At 59.0% G+C, this 16,320-nt stretch carries 14 protein-coding genes; 8 read left to right on the plus strand and 6 right to left on the minus strand.

Features of this window, described 5'->3' with window-relative positions:
• Positions 1–92 precede the first annotated feature (92 nt).
• The 3 genes from GBEM_RS02555 to GBEM_RS02560 all read left to right on the plus strand — a co-directional run bounded on the left by GBEM_RS02555 (position 93) and on the right by GBEM_RS02560 (position 4,190).
• The gene (locus GBEM_RS02555; protein WP_012528953.1) at positions 93–3,086 is read left to right on the plus strand and encodes a response regulator; all 2,994 of its coding nucleotides are present in this window, start codon (positions 93–95) and stop codon (positions 3,084–3,086) included.
• A 179-nt stretch (positions 3,087–3,265) separates the two neighbouring features.
• Positions 3,266–3,427 carry a hypothetical protein gene (locus GBEM_RS21380; protein WP_012528954.1) on the plus strand — a complete coding sequence of 54 codons (162 nt, stop codon included), beginning with the start codon at positions 3,266–3,268 and terminating at the stop codon, positions 3,425–3,427.
• Positions 3,428–3,470: 43 nt separating this feature from the next.
• Positions 3,471–4,190, plus strand: a complete 720-nt coding sequence (locus GBEM_RS02560; protein WP_012528955.1) for a YkgJ family cysteine cluster protein — start codon at positions 3,471–3,473, stop codon at positions 4,188–4,190.
• A 231-nt stretch (positions 4,191–4,421) separates the two neighbouring features.
• Here GBEM_RS02560 and GBEM_RS02565 read toward each other — a convergent pair whose 3' ends face one another.
• Positions 4,422–6,230 (minus strand): amidohydrolase, encoded by a 1,809-nt coding sequence (locus GBEM_RS02565; protein ID WP_012528956.1) that lies wholly within the window; start codon positions 6,228–6,230, stop codon positions 4,422–4,424.
• A gap of 26 nt (positions 6,231–6,256) precedes the next feature.
• Positions 6,257–6,919, minus strand: a complete 663-nt coding sequence (locus GBEM_RS02570; protein ID WP_012528957.1) for a hydrolase — start codon at positions 6,917–6,919, stop codon at positions 6,257–6,259.
• A gap of 224 nt (positions 6,920–7,143) precedes the next feature.
• Here GBEM_RS02570 and GBEM_RS02575 point away from each other — a divergent pair, with 224 nt between their 5' ends.
• Genes GBEM_RS02575 through GBEM_RS20295 form a run of 3 tightly spaced genes read left to right on the plus strand, consistent with a single transcriptional unit; the run spans position 7,144 to position 9,217 of the window.
• A complete protein-coding gene (locus GBEM_RS02575; protein ID WP_012528958.1) occupies positions 7,144–7,521 on the plus strand; it encodes a response regulator in 378 nt (125 codons plus the stop codon).
• A 32-nt stretch (positions 7,522–7,553) separates the two neighbouring features.
• Positions 7,554–7,772: a hypothetical protein gene (locus GBEM_RS21665; protein WP_041262559.1), complete on the plus strand. Its 219-nt coding sequence runs from the start codon at positions 7,554–7,556 to the stop codon at positions 7,770–7,772.
• 17 nt (positions 7,773–7,789) lie between these two features.
• Entirely contained in the window at positions 7,790–9,217 is a 1,428-nt protein-coding gene (locus tag GBEM_RS20295) for a sensor histidine kinase (RefSeq protein WP_226373920.1), read from the plus strand.
• 22 nt (positions 9,218–9,239) lie between these two features.
• Here GBEM_RS20295 and GBEM_RS02590 read toward each other — a convergent pair whose 3' ends face one another.
• The 3 genes from GBEM_RS02590 to GBEM_RS02600 all read right to left on the minus strand — a co-directional run bounded on the left by GBEM_RS02590 (position 9,240) and on the right by GBEM_RS02600 (position 13,817).
• Entirely contained in the window at positions 9,240–12,872 is a 3,633-nt protein-coding gene (locus GBEM_RS02590; RefSeq protein ID WP_012528960.1) for a DUF748 domain-containing protein, read from the minus strand.
• Positions 12,873–13,065: 193 nt separating this feature from the next.
• Positions 13,066–13,530 carry a DoxX family protein gene (locus GBEM_RS02595; protein WP_012528961.1) on the minus strand — a complete coding sequence of 155 codons (465 nt, stop codon included), beginning with the start codon at positions 13,528–13,530 and terminating at the stop codon, positions 13,066–13,068.
• Positions 13,531–13,571: 41 nt separating this feature from the next.
• Positions 13,572–13,817 (minus strand): hypothetical protein, encoded by a 246-nt coding sequence (locus tag GBEM_RS02600; protein ID WP_012528962.1) that lies wholly within the window; start codon positions 13,815–13,817, stop codon positions 13,572–13,574.
• Positions 13,818–14,087: 270 nt separating this feature from the next.
• Here GBEM_RS02600 and GBEM_RS02605 point away from each other — a divergent pair, with 270 nt between their 5' ends.
• Positions 14,088–14,462 (plus strand): cupin domain-containing protein, encoded by a 375-nt coding sequence (locus GBEM_RS02605; RefSeq protein ID WP_012528963.1) that lies wholly within the window; start codon positions 14,088–14,090, stop codon positions 14,460–14,462.
• A gap of 354 nt (positions 14,463–14,816) precedes the next feature.
• The gene (locus GBEM_RS02610; protein ID WP_012528964.1) at positions 14,817–15,446 is read left to right on the plus strand and encodes a DUF922 domain-containing Zn-dependent protease; all 630 of its coding nucleotides are present in this window, start codon (positions 14,817–14,819) and stop codon (positions 15,444–15,446) included.
• A gap of 73 nt (positions 15,447–15,519) precedes the next feature.
• On the opposite strand, the gene GBEM_RS02615 is transcribed toward GBEM_RS02610, so the two are convergent.
• On the minus strand, positions 15,520–16,113 hold the full coding sequence (locus tag GBEM_RS02615; protein ID WP_226373921.1) for a hypothetical protein: 594 nt from the start codon (positions 16,111–16,113) through the stop codon (positions 15,520–15,522).
• Between the last annotated feature and the right edge of the window lie 207 nt (positions 16,114–16,320).

The raw sequence follows: 16,320 nt of genomic DNA on the forward strand, positions 1-16,320 counted from the left end.
CTCTGATAAGATTTGCCGATATTGCAATGAAGGTAAGTAGAGCTTTGGTCTGCTGTTTTTATAATATCCAGCGTCCCATCCGAGGCATGTGAATGTTACGTCTTTCGTCTCTCTCAATCCGGTCACTTTTGCTGCTGATAACATGCATTGTGGCATTGCCTGCGGCGGTGATAATCCTGTACTCAGGGATCGAGTTTCGTAACGCCATGCTTGGAGAAGCACGAAAAGAGACAGTCAAATTTGCAGAGATGATAGTAAACGAACAGCGGAACCTCGTTGTGGCCGCCGAACAGTTGATGACGGCATTGGCGCAACTTCCAGAGGTGAAGGCGGGCGACACGGCGAAGGTCGAGTCGGTCCTGAAAGAGCTGCTCAAGTTGAACCCGATGTACGCAAATATCACCATCGCCGACTGCGAAGGCAAAGTTTGGGCCACCGCAGTCCCGACAGCCGTGCCGTACAACCTCTCCGACCGCTATTTTTTCAAGAGCACCCTGGAAACCGGAAAACTCTCCTCCGGCGAGTACGTCGTCAGCCGCATCACCACCAAACCCGTCTTCAACTTGGGCTACCCGGTAAGAGACGACAGCGGCGCAATCGCCGGGGTCATCGGCGTCGCCTTCAATCTCGAGAACTACCGGCATTTGTTGCAGCAGATGCGGTTGCCGGCCGGTTCCAGCTTCACCATCATAGATCATCGCGGCACCATCCTTGCCAGGGGACTTACCGAGGGGAATTTTACCGGGAAGGCTTACATAGCAGATTCCTTCCGCAAAATGGTGGAGGGGCCGGACGAAGGGGTGAGCACCAGGAAGGGGCTGGCAGGCGACACGAGGATCATCGCCTACCGCAAGCTGTACCTCCCCGGGGAAAAGACCCCGTACCTGTACGTTACCGCAGGCATCCCCGTGGACGCGGCAACCCAGAAGGCCAACCGGGCGCTTATCCTGAGCGCGGTGCTTTTATCGTCATTTCTGGCCATTGCCTGCTTTTGTGCGGTGCTCATCGGCAAGCGCTGCATCGCCGACCGTTTGCAGCTTCTGGAAGACGCTTCCAGGCGGGTCGCCTCGGGGGACCTGCACATCCGCGTCTCCGAGGCGGTGACAGGAGGCGAACTCGGCAGCCTCGCCCAGACCCTGGACGACATGGCGGACCAGCTTCGTACCAGAACGGAAGCCCTGGCTCAGAGCAAGATCTTTATGAACACCATCATCGAGACCGAGCCGGAATGCGTCAAACTCCTCGACGCGGAGGGGAGGGTGCAGATGATGAACAGGACCGGCCTGAAGATGATTGAGGCAGACTCGCTGGCACAGATCCAGGGGCAGTGTGTTTACCCGCTGATAGCTCCCGAACATCGGGACGCGTTCATTCAATTGACCCAGCGCGTCTTTGATGGCGTTGCCGGCAACCTGGTCTTCGAGGTGCACGGCCTCAAGGGGGGGCATCTCTGGGTCGATAGCCATGCTGTCCCTTTTCGCAATGACAAGGGGGAGATCGTATCTCTTCTGGCCATCACCCGGGATGTCACTGAGCTTAGGAAATCGGAGGAGGAGCGTCGGAAGAATCTGCTGCTGTTCGAGTCTCTTATGCGGCACTCGCCGATGGGAATCCGCATCTTTGAAGGGGGCTCGGGCAAATGCATCCTGCTTAACCAGGCCACCGCCGATATTTCGGGCGGCGACATGAAAACGATGCAGGAGCAGAACTTCCGGGAATTAAAGTCATGGCGGGAAAGCGGCCTACTCGCCGCTGCGGAAAAGGTGCTCGCGGACGGCGTGGTTCGGTTAGTTGAGGCGGATATCTGCACGAGCTTCGGAAAATCCGTGGTGATGTCCTACATCCTGTCCAGGCTCCTCATCAAGGAAAAGCAGCATCTCCTCGTCGTCGGCCGGGACGTGACTGACGAAAAACGGCTGACTGAAGAAAAGAAGAAAATGGAAGCCCAGATGCTGCACGTCCAGAAGCTGGAGAGCCTGGGGGTACTTGCCGGCGGCATCGCCCACGACTTCAACAACATTCTGATGTCGGTCATGGGGAACGCGGAGTTGGCGCTTTTGACTCTTCCCCCTGAATCTCCTGCCCGAACCAACCTGCAGAACATCGAGATCTCTTCACAGCGTGCGGCTGATTTGGCCAGGCAGATGCTGGCTTATTCCGGCAAAGGGAATTTCATCATCGAGAAGATCGACGTCAACAGGCTGATAAACGAGATGAACCACATGCTGGAGGTCTCCATCTCTAAAAAAGTGGATGTCCGCTTCAATCTCGACAGTGGTCTGCCGCTGGTGTCGGTCGATGCGACCCAGATCCGGCAGGTCATCATGAACCTCGTCATCAACGCTTCCGAAGCGATAGGCGATCGCTGCGGAGTGATATCGATCTCCACCGGCGCCATGGAGTGCGATGCCGCGTTTCTTTCCAAGTTGTGGCTGAACGACACACTTAAGGAGGGAACCTACCTCTACTTTGAGGTTGCCGACGATGGGTGCGGCATGGATCAGGCTACCTTGGCCAAGATCTTCGACCCTTTCTTTACCACCAAGTTCACGGGGCGGGGCCTCGGCATGGCTGCAGTCCTCGGCATCATACGGGGGCACAAAGGGACTATCGAGGTTCACAGCGAACCAGGCAAAGGCTCCAGGTTCACCGTATTTTTGCCGGCTCTTCCTCCAGGCTCTGCACGTCCGGTGCAGGAGGCGGAAGCGGGTCCGCTGTCGCCGGGGTACGGCACCATACTGTTGGTCGACGACGAGGAGACCATCCGCAACCTCGGCAACGAGATGCTCCAAATTTTGGGATACCGCGTGCTTACTGCGGAAGACGGGTTGGTCGCTGTGGAGCTTTTCAAGGAGCACCACGGCGACATCACCTGCGTCATTCTGGACCAGACCATGCCGAACCTGGACGGGGAACAGACCTTCCGCATCCTGCGCAGCATGGATCCGTCCATCAAGGTGATAATGTCCAGTGGTTTCACTGAACAGGACATCGCCGAGAGGTTCATCGGACGAGGCTTGGCGGGGTTCATACAGAAACCGTACAAGCTTGCCAGCTTAAGCAGGAAGCTTCAGGAACTGGGGTAAACCTGCCACTTCTCATACGCTGTTCAGCCTGCACCAGATTCGCTTCGCCCCCCGGCACAAGCCGCAACTGCCCCTCTTTTTCTTGCCATCCTGTCGCAATTAGCTTATTTTAAGTGCCGTTTTTCCGGCGTGTTGGTGCGCGCCCATCACCAGGATCTCAAGAACCGTTAGGAGGGATTATGTCCACACCACTGATTGCTCTGGCAGTGATTCTCGCGGTATTCGCCGTGGTGTTAATACCTTTGATGATGGTGAAGTCGGGCCAGGCACCGGTAGACGAGCCGCGGCACGATCATGGCGGCCAGGCGAAAAAGAGCCACAGGAAGAAAAAGAAGCGCTGACCGGGGTCCTGTCACGGGAGATACCCCGGAAGAAAGGAAAGAGATGACGGCAGAAAAGGCGATGGGCGACCTTCTGGATATGGTTAAACAGCAGCAGGTTTTTCTCGAGATGTTCGTGCGGTCCTGGGTCGACGACTATCGCTCCAGCGGCGGCGCAATCTTCTGCGGCAAGGGGTGTCGCAACTGCTGCAGTCTTGCCGTCCATACCGGCTTTGCCGAGGCACTTGCCGTCGCCCGGCAGCTGGACGAGACGCAGGGGAGGGCGGTCGAGAGTTACGCAATGAAACTCAGGGAGCTGCTTAAGGGAGTGACCGAGCTTCCTGAATACCTGCGCCTGCACCGGCAGACCATGGGATTTTGCCCGCTTTTGACCGATGCCGGCGCATGCGGCGTCTATCCGGTGCGCCCTCTGTCCTGCCGCTCGCTCATCTCCACCCGGGAGAGCGTTTGGTGCGGCGCCGATTTCTCACAGCTTTCTCAGGCGGAACGGGAAGCGTTCGTGGCCGCGCTGGACCGGAAGGTGGTTGCCTTCCCGAGCCACTACGTCGCAGTGCTCCAGGAGAGCGGGAAAGAACTGGAGGAAGCTGGCGCCAAAAACATGCGTGAGCTTCTCGGATTCTCCCTCTATGGCAACCTCGGCGTCCTGGTCCATCTCTGCCGCAGCCACGGCTTTGCAGAGGCCTGCCTGGAGGGGAAAAGTTCTGCTGCCGGCTGCATCGCCGGGGCGGGGTTCGACCATCCGCTGCTGCTGACTCTCACCTAGCCGGAAACCTTCTCTCCCAGCAGTGTCCGGTTAGGTCTTTGCACCACATGAATCAAGCAGTTTCCAACTTTCCCCCTCCCTAGACGAGAGGGGGGGACAACGCTGCTTCTCTCCCTCATTTTTCCCGTATTCTCGTTTTCTCGTTTTCAAGCTGGAGCTTGCGAGCCAGAAAAAAAGGAGCGTCCGTTCGCGGGCGCCCCTTTCTCACAGTGTCGTCTGCTGCATATCGCCTCAGAAGGCGAAGCAGTCGCAACCTCCCCCCCAGGGGAACGAGCCTGGCGCGGTGCGCAACGGTTTTTCGATGGCGTGGCGGCAGCATGACCTGAAGGCGTTCGCTTCGTGAACGCGGCTGTGGTATCCGCCATAGCTGCCGACCGGGGACCAGTCGGGGCTAACCGGGAGAGGCGGCGGCGCCAGGCTGCCGAAATCTCCCGCGCCATGAACCACCTTTCCTCCCACGATAGTCAGCACCGATTCGATGCCTGGAATTTCCTCCTCGGCGACTTTGAAGTAATCCGCTGAAAGAACCGCCAGGTCTGCCAGCTGTCCAGGCACGAGCCTTCCCTTCTTTTCCTCCTCCCCCGAAAACCAACTGCTCCCGACCGTGTACAACCGCAGCGCGCCCAGCCTGTCGATGCGGTTTTGCTCGGGGTAGAGCTGCATCTTTCCCACCGTGCGACCGCTGACAAGCCAGTACAGGGCAACCCAAGGGTTATAGCTGGCGACCCGGGTGGCATCGGTGCCGGCGCCAACCGGTATGCCCATGTCGAGCATCCTGGCGAAGGGGGGAGAATTCGCGGCGGCGTCCCTGCCGTAGCGTTCCCTGAAATACTCCCCCTGGAACGCCATCCGGTCCTGAATGGCGATGCCCCCGCCCAGATTCCGCACCCGTTCCAGGTTTTCCGGCGTGATGGTCTCTGCATGGTCGAAGAACCAGCGCAGGCCGTCGAAGGGGACGTCCCGGTTCACCGCCTCGAAGACGTCGAGGAAGCGGGTGATCGACTCGTTGTAGGTGGCATGGAGGCGGAAGGGCCAACGGTTCTCCGCCAGCAGGCGAACGACTTGTGACAACTCCTGCTCCATCATCGGCGGGAGATCGGGGCGCGGTTCCAGAAAATCCTCGAAATCCGCGGCGGAGAACACCAGCATCTCTCCTGCCCCGTTGTGGCGGTAGAAATCGTCCCCGGATCCGGGCGACGAGCTCCGCACCCACTCGGTGAAATCCTCCAACTCGCTTTTGGGGTGTTGCGTGAAGAGGTTGTAGGCGATGCGCAGGGTAAGCCGGCCGCTTGCGGAAAGCTCCTCGATGACCCGGTAGTCGTCAGGGTAGTTCTGGAAGCCGCCTCCCGCGTCGATGGCGCTGGTAAGTCCCAGCCGGTTCAATTCGCGCATGAAGTGCCGGGTCGAGTTGAGCTGGTCCTGGTAGGGAAGCTTCGGCCCCTTGGCGAGGCTTGCGTACAGCAACATCGCGTTCGGCCGCGCTATCAGGAGCCCGGTCGGATTCCCCGCCTTGTCGCGCTGGATCTCGGACCCCGGCGGGTCCGGCGTGTCGCGGTTGTACCCAAGAGCACGCAGCGCAGCTTTGTTGACCAGGGCCCGGTCGTAAAGGTGGAGGATGAACACGGGGGTGTCCGGCGCCGCCTGGTTGACTTCCTCCAGGGTCGGCATGCGCCGCTCGGCGAATTGGAACTCCGTCCACCCCCCGATCACGCGCACCCACTGCGGAGGCGGGGTGCGCCGCGCCTGCTCGCGCAGCATCCCCAGCGCGTCGTGCAGCGAGGGAACGCCATCCCAGCGCAGCTCCATGTTGTAATTGAGCCCGCCACGGATCACGTGGATGTGGGAGTCGTTCAGCCCCGGAATCGCCCGGTGCTTTTTGAGGTCTATCCTCTTGGTGCCCTCGTCGGCTTCTTGCAGCAGCTCCGCTCCGCCTATAGCGATGACGCGGCCTCCGGAGACGGCTAAAGCCGTCACCTCGGGGTTATTTTCGTCGAGTGTGGTTATGGTGCCGTTGTAAAGAACGAGTTCTGGTCCCTTCATACCTTTTCTCCTCCGGCCTTTCCCTTCTAGCCTTCGCTGGCATGTTCTCCCAGCATGCTTTTGGCGTAGTTGATGCCCAGGCCGTACCCTCCCGCATGTTCTTTGGCCACGGCCATGACCGCGTTGTAGGTCTCTTGGCGCGCCCAGTCCCTCTGCCATTCCAAGAGCACCTGCAACCATGTCGTCGGCACCGCGCCTGCCTGGATCATCCTCCGGATGGCCATTTCGTGCGCCTCGCTGGTTACCCCGGCCGACGCGTCGGTGACGATGTACACCTCGTAGCCGTCATCCAAGGCGGACAAGGTGGCGGTGGCAAGGCATACCTCGGTCCAAAGCGCCGCCATCACCAGCTTTTTACGATCGGTCCGCCGGACCGCTTCCACCACCTTGGGGTCCTCCCAGGAGTTCATGGTGGTGCGGTCGATGGGGTCGGTTTCCGGATACACCTCCTGCAGGTTGGCGAATATGGGGCCGCTGAAACTCTTGGCGGCGACGGTGGTGAGAACAACCGGGACGTTGAAGATCCTGGCGGATTTAGCCAGGCCGGTTACGTTGTTGATGAGGAGCTGGATGTCGATGGAGTGAGATGCAAATGCCATCTGAGGCTGGTGGTCGATAAGGAGCAGCATCGAGTTGCCGGGTGTCAACAAGCGGGGGCTTGCTCCGCCATTTCCTGCTGAATTTGCCATGGTTAGCCTCCTTTGATTTCCTGTCGGTAGGGTTTGAAACTCAAAGAGCGTATAGTATTTTAAGTGTGAGTCAATTTTAATTCGATTCGATCCGTCTCGCCTTGGCCGTTAAGGGGCGTGTCTGTCATATCTTGCTCACCAGTCTTTACTTTGGATAACCGGATGCTATCTTGATACCGGCTTGTTATTGCAGTCGTTGCACCTGTGAGCACAGGAGTAAGCCAATGCGGATTTTAGTAGCAGAAGACGACCCAACCATCAGGCAGATGATGGCGACGCTGCTGTCACGGTGCGGTTTTGACTGCCGCAGCGTCGATAATGGCCGCAAAGCCGTGGAGGCGTGGGAAGATGAAACCTTTGATTTCATCTTCATGGACGTACAAATGCCGGTCATGGACGGTTTCGCCGCTACCAGGATGATCCGCGAAAAGGAAGCCCTCAAAGGAGGTCACACTCCGATAATCGCCCTGACCGCTCACGCAATGGAGCAGGACAGGCAACAATGCCTCGACTCCGGCATGGACGATTACCTCTCTAAGCCAATCGACCTCGACGAACTGTTCTCTCTTTTAAAAAACGACTACTCAAAAGGCGTCAGCTAAACCTTACCTCCCCCCCCCTTACAAGGGACTCCATGATGCCGGAAAGCCGAAAGGACATGGGCGATCAGAAGCACAAGCAGTATTACGCGCTCTACAAGGAGCTCATCTTCGCGGAACAGGTCAAGCAGCTTTATCGTCTGGCTCCGCTGGGGATGGTGGCGACGTTAGTGAACGCGCTGCTTGTGTTCTTCGTCATGAAGGACGTCATGCTCGGCGGTTTCTCATCTTCTGGCTGTTCGGAATCGTCTTAGTCACCCTCCTCAGAGGCTTGCTCGGGTTCCAATATGCGAAGCACCCTCCTGAACCGGCTCAGGCGCGGCTCTGGGCAAACCGGTTCCTGATCGGCCTCGCGGTGATCGGCGCTGCGTGGGGGAGCATCGGAGTCTTCTCCTTTGCCGAAGCATCCATGGCACACCTGGTCTTTATCTCCTTCGTCTTGGGCGGGATGGCGGCCGGAGCGTCAACGACCTTCGCGACGGTGCGTCATGCCTACCTGGCATTCAGCATCCCGGTCCTCATGCCGCTTATCGTGCACTTCCTTCTGATCCAGGACACCTTCCATTCCTTCATGGCTGCGATGACCACTCTCTTTGGCTTTCTGCTTTGGCGTATCTCGCTGCACAATTACACGATAAACCGCGACTCGTTGCTGCTCAGCTACGAGAACAGGGAGATGGTCGAGACCATGAAGCAGGCGAAGGAGCGGGCCGAAGGTCTGAACTCACAGTTGATGGAGGAAAATGCTGCCAGGCTCGAAGCTGAAGCGGCCTTAAGGGCCAATCAGGAGCAGCTCGAAAAACTGGTGGAGGTCCGGACCGCGGATCTTGTCAGCAGCAACGAACAGCTGAAAAAGGAGATCGAGGAGAGAAAGCAATACGAAAAGGCGCTGCTGCAGACCGGGGAACGGCTCGCCGTCGCCCAGAGGCAGTCGGAGGCCGCGAACAGGGCGAAAACCGAGTTCCTCGCCAACATGAGCCACGAGATGAGGACGCCTCTGGCGGGGGCGCTCGGGATGATCAGGCTGGTCCTCGACATGAACATCGGTGCGGAGGAGCGGCAACTCCTTGAGATGGCAAAACGGTCGGCGGACTCCCTGTTGAGGATCATCGCGGATCTGCTCGACTTCTCCCGGCTGGAGGCCGGGGTGATGACCTTCGAGGATAAGCCGTTCTCGTTGAAGGAGGTGGTCAGGTCGGCGGTGGAGGTGGTTTCCCTGGTCGCGGAAGAAAAAGAGCTCCACCTTTCCTGGTCCGTCGACGGCGCTGTTCCTGACCAATTGAGTGGCGACGAGGGAAGGCTCAGGCAGGTGCTGGTGAATCTCTTGGGGAACGCGGTGAAGTTCACCGAGCGAGGCGGGATAGAGGTGAGCATCAAAACCTTGGAGCCCCTTGAGGCCCAGGGGGAGCGATACGTCGAGTTTTACGTGAGGGACACGGGAGTCGGTATTCCCGCCGATCAGTTGCAGAGGATATTCGACCGCTTCACCCAGGTGGATTCATCGCTTACCAGGCGGCATGGCGGCACCGGTCTGGGCCTCGCCCTCACGCGCCAGATCGTCGAGAAGATGGGTGGGAGCATCTGGGCGGAGAGCGTTATCGGCTCAGGAAGCACATTCCATTTCACCGTCCCCATGGTGCCGAGCGCGGCAGCCGGACCTGAGCGAGTTTCGGACCCTCCTGTGGAAGGCGATCTTTAGCGAGGCTCGGAAAATGGTGCCGTCAGCGGGCGATGGCGTTGAACTCGACCCTGCTGCGGACCGCACTCTCCTGGGCCGGCGGGTGGTAGATGTCCTCGGTCCCCTGGAAAAGCCGCTCGGGCGGGAGCCCTCCTTTGGCCACCAGGTAGTTGAACACGGTTGCCGCCCGCTCCCGCGCAAGTGACTGCAGGTCGGCTTCTGCTACGACCGTATTGGCGATGATCAGCTTCCTCATCTCGTTTGCCGGCAAGTCCTTCACCAGCCCCAGCGCGTTGCGCGGTTTGGGGAACTTCTCCTTCTTGTAGACCGCCTTCAGGAAAGTTTTGTACTCCTCATCGGACAGTTTGACCGTCTCGCCGCTCTCCCCTTCTTTCAACTCTTTCGCCTTTTGTTCCTTTGCCTGGTACAGGTATTTCTCGTGGCGCAGTTTCCGCTCCAGGAGTTCCTGCCGGTACCCCTCCGGGTCCTTTGCCTTGTCGACGAAACCCTTGAGCTCCATCTTCACGCCGGGGCGGTCCACTAGCACCTTGGCCAGCTTTTCAAGTTTCTGGCCCTCCCCCTGAGACAGGATGCTTGAGCCCGGCTCGAACTGGACGGTGCTGAAGTCTTGCCCGCCTCCGGTCAGTGAGGACAAAAGCGCGAACGGCGAGGTCGCCGCCTTCACTAGCAGGTTCTTCAGCACCTGTCCGACCAGTCCCCAGATGCTGAATTGAGGATCGTCGGTGCGGCCGGTGACCGGGAGGTCCAGGTGGATCTCCCCCTTGCGGTCCTTCAGTAGGGCGATGGCAAGGCGTACCGGCAGATTGGTTGCCTGGTTGCTATCCACCTTTTTGCCAAAGGTGAACTGGTCGATGAACACCCTGTTTTCGGAGGAGAGCTGCTTTTTCTCGATGAGGTACTTGAGGTCGAGGAAAAGCTTCCCTTTGTCTATTTCGTAGCCGAGGTAGGTCCCCGAGTACGGGGTCACCGGGGAGAGTTCTATGTCCCGGAAGGAAATCTTGAGGTCGACGAACAGGTCGTCCCGCAGCGGGTTGAGCCGCCCTGTAATCTGCATCGGGGAGTGGTTTTCCAGGTTGCCCCGCAGGTCGACGTCGGCAAACTTGGACTCCTCAGAGGAAAGCCCGCTCACGCGCCCACCGAGGTTGTAGAAGGTGCTGTTGAAGGTCTGCGGCAGGTGGTTGTCCGTGAAGGAGAGGGTGCCGTTTTGGATGGTGACGCTGCCGACGGAGACCTGACGCGCTGGCGGTGCGGCTTTGGGGGGCGACGTGGCGCCGGTTGGCGCGGGAACAGCCGGTGCCGTGGCCGTGGCGACGCGCGGCGGTTGCATGGCGCTGACGGGCGCGGCTGCCGCAGGCTGTGGCGCCTCGCTTTTTACTAGGTCCTGAAGGTTGAGGCTGCCGTCTTTTCTGACGATGACGCGGGAGTAGACGTCGTTCAAGGCGACCTGTCGGATGTTCAAGGAGAACGGCTCCAACTCACCCTGGAATTCGTCGAACTGCAGGCTCTCCCACTTGAGGAGGTCCTGGTCCCCGACGGCGTCGATGCTCTGGAAGTCGCGCACCCCCGCGCTCCCCCTGAAGTGCCCCTTGGTTTTGCCGTCTCTGGCGGCGACGTCCAGATTGAGGGAAAGGTCGGCGGTGCCGCCGATGACGGAGAAGTTGAAGGAGTCGGGGAAGTACGGCTCGAAATCCCGGATGGGGAGCCGCGCGACGCTCATCATCCCCTGGTAGCGAAACGGGGCGGGCGTCAGCGTTCCCCGGGCCTTGAGTCCGGCGCCTTTGCCGTAGGTGGATGCGAAGGTCATCGGCATCGGCGCGAATTTCGGCCCCTGCAGGTTGGAGAGGGTGAGGCTCGTGTTCTTAAGCGTGAAGCGGGGGGGCTCCTCGTAGGTCTTGTCCGTGAAGGCGAGCTTGAAGCCGTCGAGTTGGAGACGTTGCACGCGATAGGCGAATTCTTTGGATTTGTCACTGGCCTCCCTGCGGGGTTTCCGGGGTGGCACCGGCTTTGACTTTGGCTGCTCGGCGAGAAGGGAGAGGGGCGACAGCGTCCCGTCGGCTTCCCTTGATAGGGAAAGGTTCCCCCCTGAAAGCCTGACCTCGCCAACCTCCAGCCTGTTAGCGCTCTGGCGGAAGCTGGCGTCCTTCACCTGGAGCGTCGCCAGGTCGAACCCTTCCTTACTGCCGTAGCGGGTGGAGAGCCCGGCAATGGCGAGATCCCCCTTTTGCACCCTGAGCCCCTCAAGCTCGCTGTAGAGGATTTCCGCAGAGAGCCCCACCGTCCCCTGCACCGGCGCGGTAAGATACTGCCGCAGATAGGGCCAGGCGCGCCCGACCTTTGCCTCGGCAAGCTGGATCGAGGCGGTCAGCGACAACGGGGTAAGCGCAAATTGCCCTCGGCTCTTGATCGTCGCGTCGTCGGCTAGAAGCGAAAGGTCGTAGCTGGCGGAGCCGCCCGGTTTGGTGCTGAACTCCTTCAGTGCCAGGTTGAGGTCGGAAACGGTGCTGGTGAAGCCGCCTTTGGGGATGGCGTCGTGAAAGTGGACGGTTCCATTGCTGCTGACAAAGGATCGCGCCGCGAAGGTCGTTTTCCCCTCCTTCTCGCCGTCCTTAGCCGCCTTCGGTTCTTTCGGTTCCTTCGGTTTTTCCGTGGCACCCAGTATGCGGTCGTACATCCAGCGGCCATTGCTGTCGCGGTCGATGAAGAGCTCCAGCCCGTTCAGCGCGATGGAGTTGAATTCGAAAGATTTTGCCAGTACCTCCAGCCTGTCGGCCTTTAGCTCCAGCGAGGGGAGCCGCAGCAGCGGTTTCCCATCCAGCAGGTTCACCCGGACCTCCGCCAGTCCCGCCCCGCCTTTCAGTATCAGTTCCGGTTTCTTATCGGCGGATACCCTGTAGGCGAGATCCATGTCTAGGGTGAGCCGCCCGGAGGTCAGGTCTACCGGGGGGGGGACCGGGGCATAGGCAAGGTATTGGGGGAGGTTAAGCCCCTTGAGTCCAATATGCACCGATGTTTCCAGCGACTTGCTGAGCGGTTTCAGCTTTCCGGTGAAGTTGAAGGGGGCGCCGTTCACTACCGCGGCCAGGCGCGGATCCACGTACCTGTCCGCGAGGTAGGGGATGTTGCTGATAAAGGGGATGGTGATCTGCAGATCGCGGACCGTGTGCTTCCGTCCTCCAGCCGTCATCCGGTCGTCGAACTCTATGGAACCGTTCTTCACGCTGATGTTGTTCAAGGAGAAAAGGAACGGTTTCCCTTGCTCCGGTGCTTTGCCCTTGGGTTGCCGGTCGATGATGTCGCTGAAGTTGAACCGGTTGGGTGCAGTGCGGACCAGGCTGACGCTGGGCGTATCGAGCACGATTTCGGAAAGGATCAATGCCCGCTTGTAAACCGATGCCAGGGCGAGGGACGCTTTAGCCTTACGGAAGGCAACCAGCGGAGGACCTGTTTTTTCGGCAATGGCAAAATCATTGACGGTGACGGTCAGGGTGAAGGGGTTGATACTGACGGAGGAGAGATGCACCTCTCGTCCCGTTGCTTCCTTCAGGGTGCTGACCGTCTTGTTCCTGACAATGATCGGGAGAAGCGCGGTCACAAAGACGATAATCGAGGTGACTATTGCTGCGGATATAAGTATGTACTTTGTAGGCTTAGACACACAGACCTCACACGGAAAGAGTCGTACAGTAACGATACTATATAAGCTAGCATGGATTGCCAATAAACGCATCTTCTCAGTGGCTAAAAGAGTTGGGGCTGGCGCTGTGTCAAAAATAAAGCCCGCTCCGGTTGATCGGAACGGGCCTCATTGAGTTTCAGAAAATTTCTCCTGCCAGTCGGCACTTGAAGGATCAATGCGGCGTCCTCCATGTCGGGTCAACGGCTATCTTCCGGTCGAGCGATGCCTTCCCTCCGCCGCCGACGATGAGAGCCAATGCCATGCCCAGGACCAGCAGGTGGTACTCGAACCCTTCTCCAGACTGCTTGCCGGTCCAGTTCATGAAAAAGCCGTTGGGGAGGTGAACCATGAAGATGGCTACGGCCATGTTGCTCAGGATGCCGAAGGCGGCGATCCTGGTGCAAAGGCCAACGAGCAGTCCCAAAGAGCCTAGGAATTCGGCGCAGATGGCCAGGAAGGCGAAGACCATCGGGACCTTCATGTTCTGGGTAAACATCTGCATGGTGCCGGAGAAGCCTGGACCGCCAAACCAGCCCAGCATTTTCTGCGCACCGTGGGGGAAGAACACTAAGCCCAGGAATACTCTGACGATGGTCAGGTTGATGTCGTCGCGTGTGGCGAGGATCTTATTGAACATGGCGATCTCCGTTTGCTGTCTTCCGTACCTCTGCCTGTCAATTACTTCTGAAAAAGGGAGCCTTTCTCAATCTGATTTTTGCGGATCTCATACTCCTGCTTGTTCATCTTTCCTGTCTTGTAATCCTGATCGAGTTGCTGCATCTGACGGTACGCGTTGTACTCATATGCTCCGGCGCCGATCGCCGCTCCACCCAACGCCCCGCCTGCAGCGCTGCCGCCGCGGCTGCTGCAGCCACATGTCACGGCAACCAAGAGCAGAGCACCTATAACGTATGTTTTTTCCATAGTTTCCACTCCTTTCCGAAGTTATTTTTGACACCTAGCCGATGATAGCTATTGGATTAAAATATGTCAATTTAGTCGTGCCGGGGACGCGTGGTGTTGGCGTCGCGACAAACCCATGTGCATCGATCAGGCAACCGGCGGGCGGTACTGCATTGGCGGTTGCAGGGGACGATTATTGTGGCAGTATAGCCGCTGTGCCGGCGCCTCCGGACGAGCGCAAAGCAGAAGGCGTAAGCCGGGGACGAGAATTTTAGGGAAAGGAGGTCAACCATGAAAGCAGGAACTGGGCAGGCGGAAGTACGGAGCTTCGGCAAACCTGATGAGGTGAGGGAATTCCCCAACGGGAAGCTGGAACTGCTGCAAGTCGGAGGGACAGTAATCGGAAGGGCCACCTTCAAGCCCGGGTGGCGCTGGTCCACGTCCATCCAACCCCTGGTGGGGACCAAAAGCTGCGAGGCGCCGCATTTCCAGTACCACGTCGCGGGAAGGATACACGTGGTGATGGACGACGGCAAGGAGTTCGATTGCGGCCCAGGCGATGTTTCCCTGCTGCCCGAAGGACACGACGCCTGGGTCATAGGAGACGAACCGGCAGTGGTGGTGGACTTCCAGGGAATGGCTGACTACGCCAAGAACAATTTGTAGACCGGCTCATCGGGCGCCGCTCCGTGCTTGCAAAGGAGCAGGCGCCCCTCGGGCTTCAGCACGCGACGCATTGGTGCCTCAGCAGTGATGAAGCTTTCCCCCGTTTGTTCAAGCCATAAAAGCTCCCGACGTCCCGTCCCATTATCTCCGGTTTCGACAACATAGATTTACCTGTCCCTCCCGGCCCAGCGGCAGGGACAAAAGCGGAAACGGCCCTATTCATAGCGTATGGAGCCTTTCTTTTTCGCGGCAAATCGCTGAATCTGCGTAACTTTGTGACCTGGGTCACGCCTGGGTTGTTCCGTATGAGTTATGTTTACCTCGCACTTTAATTAGACTAGGAGGGACCTCTTCATGTTCCGGCGCGTTACCACCCTTGCGGGCCTTATGGCTATCCTTATCCTTTGCGCCTCCCCTCTCTTTGCCGGGACCAGGAGCGCTCCTTCCTGCGAGCTGACCGCCAAGGAACGTTACACCTACTACGAGATAAGCGGCAAAGATGTCGATGACCTGCGCAGGGAGATGAACCAGAGAGGTACCGTTGGCGAGGACGGCCGGGTCTATTCCGCCCTTACCAGCTGGGACATCAACTTCTCTTATGACATAGCGCAGGACGCGAGCGGCTACCGGGTCAAGTCGGCGACTACCAACGTCGATATCGAGTATCGCCTTCCGCGTGTCGGCGCCAGTTGCACCGACCCGGAGCTGAACCTGGTGTGGGCGCGCTACTCGGAGCGCCTGCAACAGCATGAGTTCGGCCACAAGAATCTGGCCATCCAGGCTGCTTCGGAGATAAACGAACTGCTGGCGTCGTTGCCTGCGTTCCCTACTGCAGATGCACTGGCTGCCGAGATCACACGGGTCACGGACGAGAAATTCCGGGTGCTGAAAGAGAAGCAGGTGGGATACGACGACGAAACACGGCATGGCGAGACGCAAGGGGCCATCCTCCCCAGCCGTGGCACTCGCTTCGCCGGTGCATAAGATAAAAAAAGGGTTACAGAGAAATCTGTAACCCTTTTCAACTTCAGTGCTTTATTGGGCAGGTTGAAGGCTTTTACTTCCCGCCGGTACCCATGCTGCCGCCGCTGCCAGTGCCAGTGGTTCCGCCGGTACCCATGCTGCCGCCGCTGCCAGTGCCGGTTGTTCCGCCAGTACCCATGCTGCCGCCGCTGCCGGTGCCGGTTGTTCCGCCAGTGCCCATGCTGCCAGTTCCTGTGGTTCCACCGGTCCCCATACTACCGGTACCCTGGTCATAAGTTCCACCGGTTCCTCTTTGCATGGTGCCGCCAGTACCCTGGTCATAGGTTCCGCCGGTGCCTCTTTGCATGGTGCCGCCGGTGCCCTGGTCATAGGTCCCGCCGGTGCCTCTTTGCATGGTGCCGCCGGTACCCTGGTCATAAGTGCCGCCGGTGCCTCTTTGCATAGTGTCGCCGGTACCCTGGTCATAGGTGCCGCCGGTGCCTCTTTGCATGGTGCCGCCAGTACCCTGGTCGTAGGTGCCGCCGGTGCCTCTTTGCATAGTTCCGCTAGTACCGACGTTTCCGCCGGCACCGGTACCCATTGCGCCGCCGCTACCCGTTTCCGGCCCCACTTTTTCCACGCTGAAATCCTGCCTGGTGGTGGAATGTGCTCCCACACCGCTTGGCATGCTGGATTCTGTCAGGCCACCACCAGCAGTCCCTCTGGCGCTGCCTGTTTTGTGAGTCATTGTTTTGTGGTGCGTCTTGGAAGTTTTGCTCATGGTCCCGGCTTTGTGGTGCGTACCGGAATGTTTGGTTCCGGCGGCGTAGCCTGTACCTGTCACCAATCCCATCAGGCCTGCCATGGCTATCACTGTAAACAACGCCCTTCTCAC

It is taken from the genome of Citrifermentans bemidjiense Bem (assembly GCF_000020725.1).
Lineage (GTDB): Bacteria > Desulfobacterota > Desulfuromonadia > Geobacterales > Geobacteraceae > Geomonas > Geomonas bemidjiensis.

What these genes read in the sequence shown, in the direction of transcription:
- GBEM_RS21665 (WP_041262559.1), top strand. Translation starts at nt 7,554, where the DNA reads ATGATGCCGGAAAGCCGAAAGGACATGGGCGATCAGAAGCACAAGCAG.
- GBEM_RS02595 (WP_012528961.1), bottom strand. Translation starts at nt 13,530, where the DNA reads ATGTTCAATAAGATCCTCGCCACACGCGACGACATCAACCTGACCATC.
- GBEM_RS02610 (WP_012528964.1), top strand. Translation starts at nt 14,817, where the DNA reads ATGTTCCGGCGCGTTACCACCCTTGCGGGCCTTATGGCTATCCTTATC.
- GBEM_RS02560 (WP_012528955.1), top strand. Translation starts at nt 3,471, where the DNA reads ATGACGGCAGAAAAGGCGATGGGCGACCTTCTGGATATGGTTAAACAG.
- GBEM_RS02565 (WP_012528956.1), bottom strand. Translation starts at nt 6,230, where the DNA reads ATGAAGGGACCAGAACTCGTTCTTTACAACGGCACCATAACCACACTC.
- GBEM_RS02605 (WP_012528963.1), top strand. Translation starts at nt 14,088, where the DNA reads ATGAAAGCAGGAACTGGGCAGGCGGAAGTACGGAGCTTCGGCAAACCT.
- GBEM_RS02570 (WP_012528957.1), bottom strand. Translation starts at nt 6,919, where the DNA reads ATGGCAAATTCAGCAGGAAATGGCGGAGCAAGCCCCCGCTTGTTGACA.
- GBEM_RS02555 (WP_012528953.1), top strand. Translation starts at nt 93, where the DNA reads ATGTTACGTCTTTCGTCTCTCTCAATCCGGTCACTTTTGCTGCTGATA.
- GBEM_RS02575 (WP_012528958.1), top strand. Translation starts at nt 7,144, where the DNA reads ATGCGGATTTTAGTAGCAGAAGACGACCCAACCATCAGGCAGATGATG.
- GBEM_RS21380 (WP_012528954.1), top strand. Translation starts at nt 3,266, where the DNA reads ATGTCCACACCACTGATTGCTCTGGCAGTGATTCTCGCGGTATTCGCC.
- GBEM_RS02615 (WP_226373921.1), bottom strand. Translation starts at nt 16,113, where the DNA reads ATGCCAAGCGGTGTGGGAGCACATTCCACCACCAGGCAGGATTTCAGC.
- GBEM_RS02600 (WP_012528962.1), bottom strand. Translation starts at nt 13,817, where the DNA reads ATGGAAAAAACATACGTTATAGGTGCTCTGCTCTTGGTTGCCGTGACA.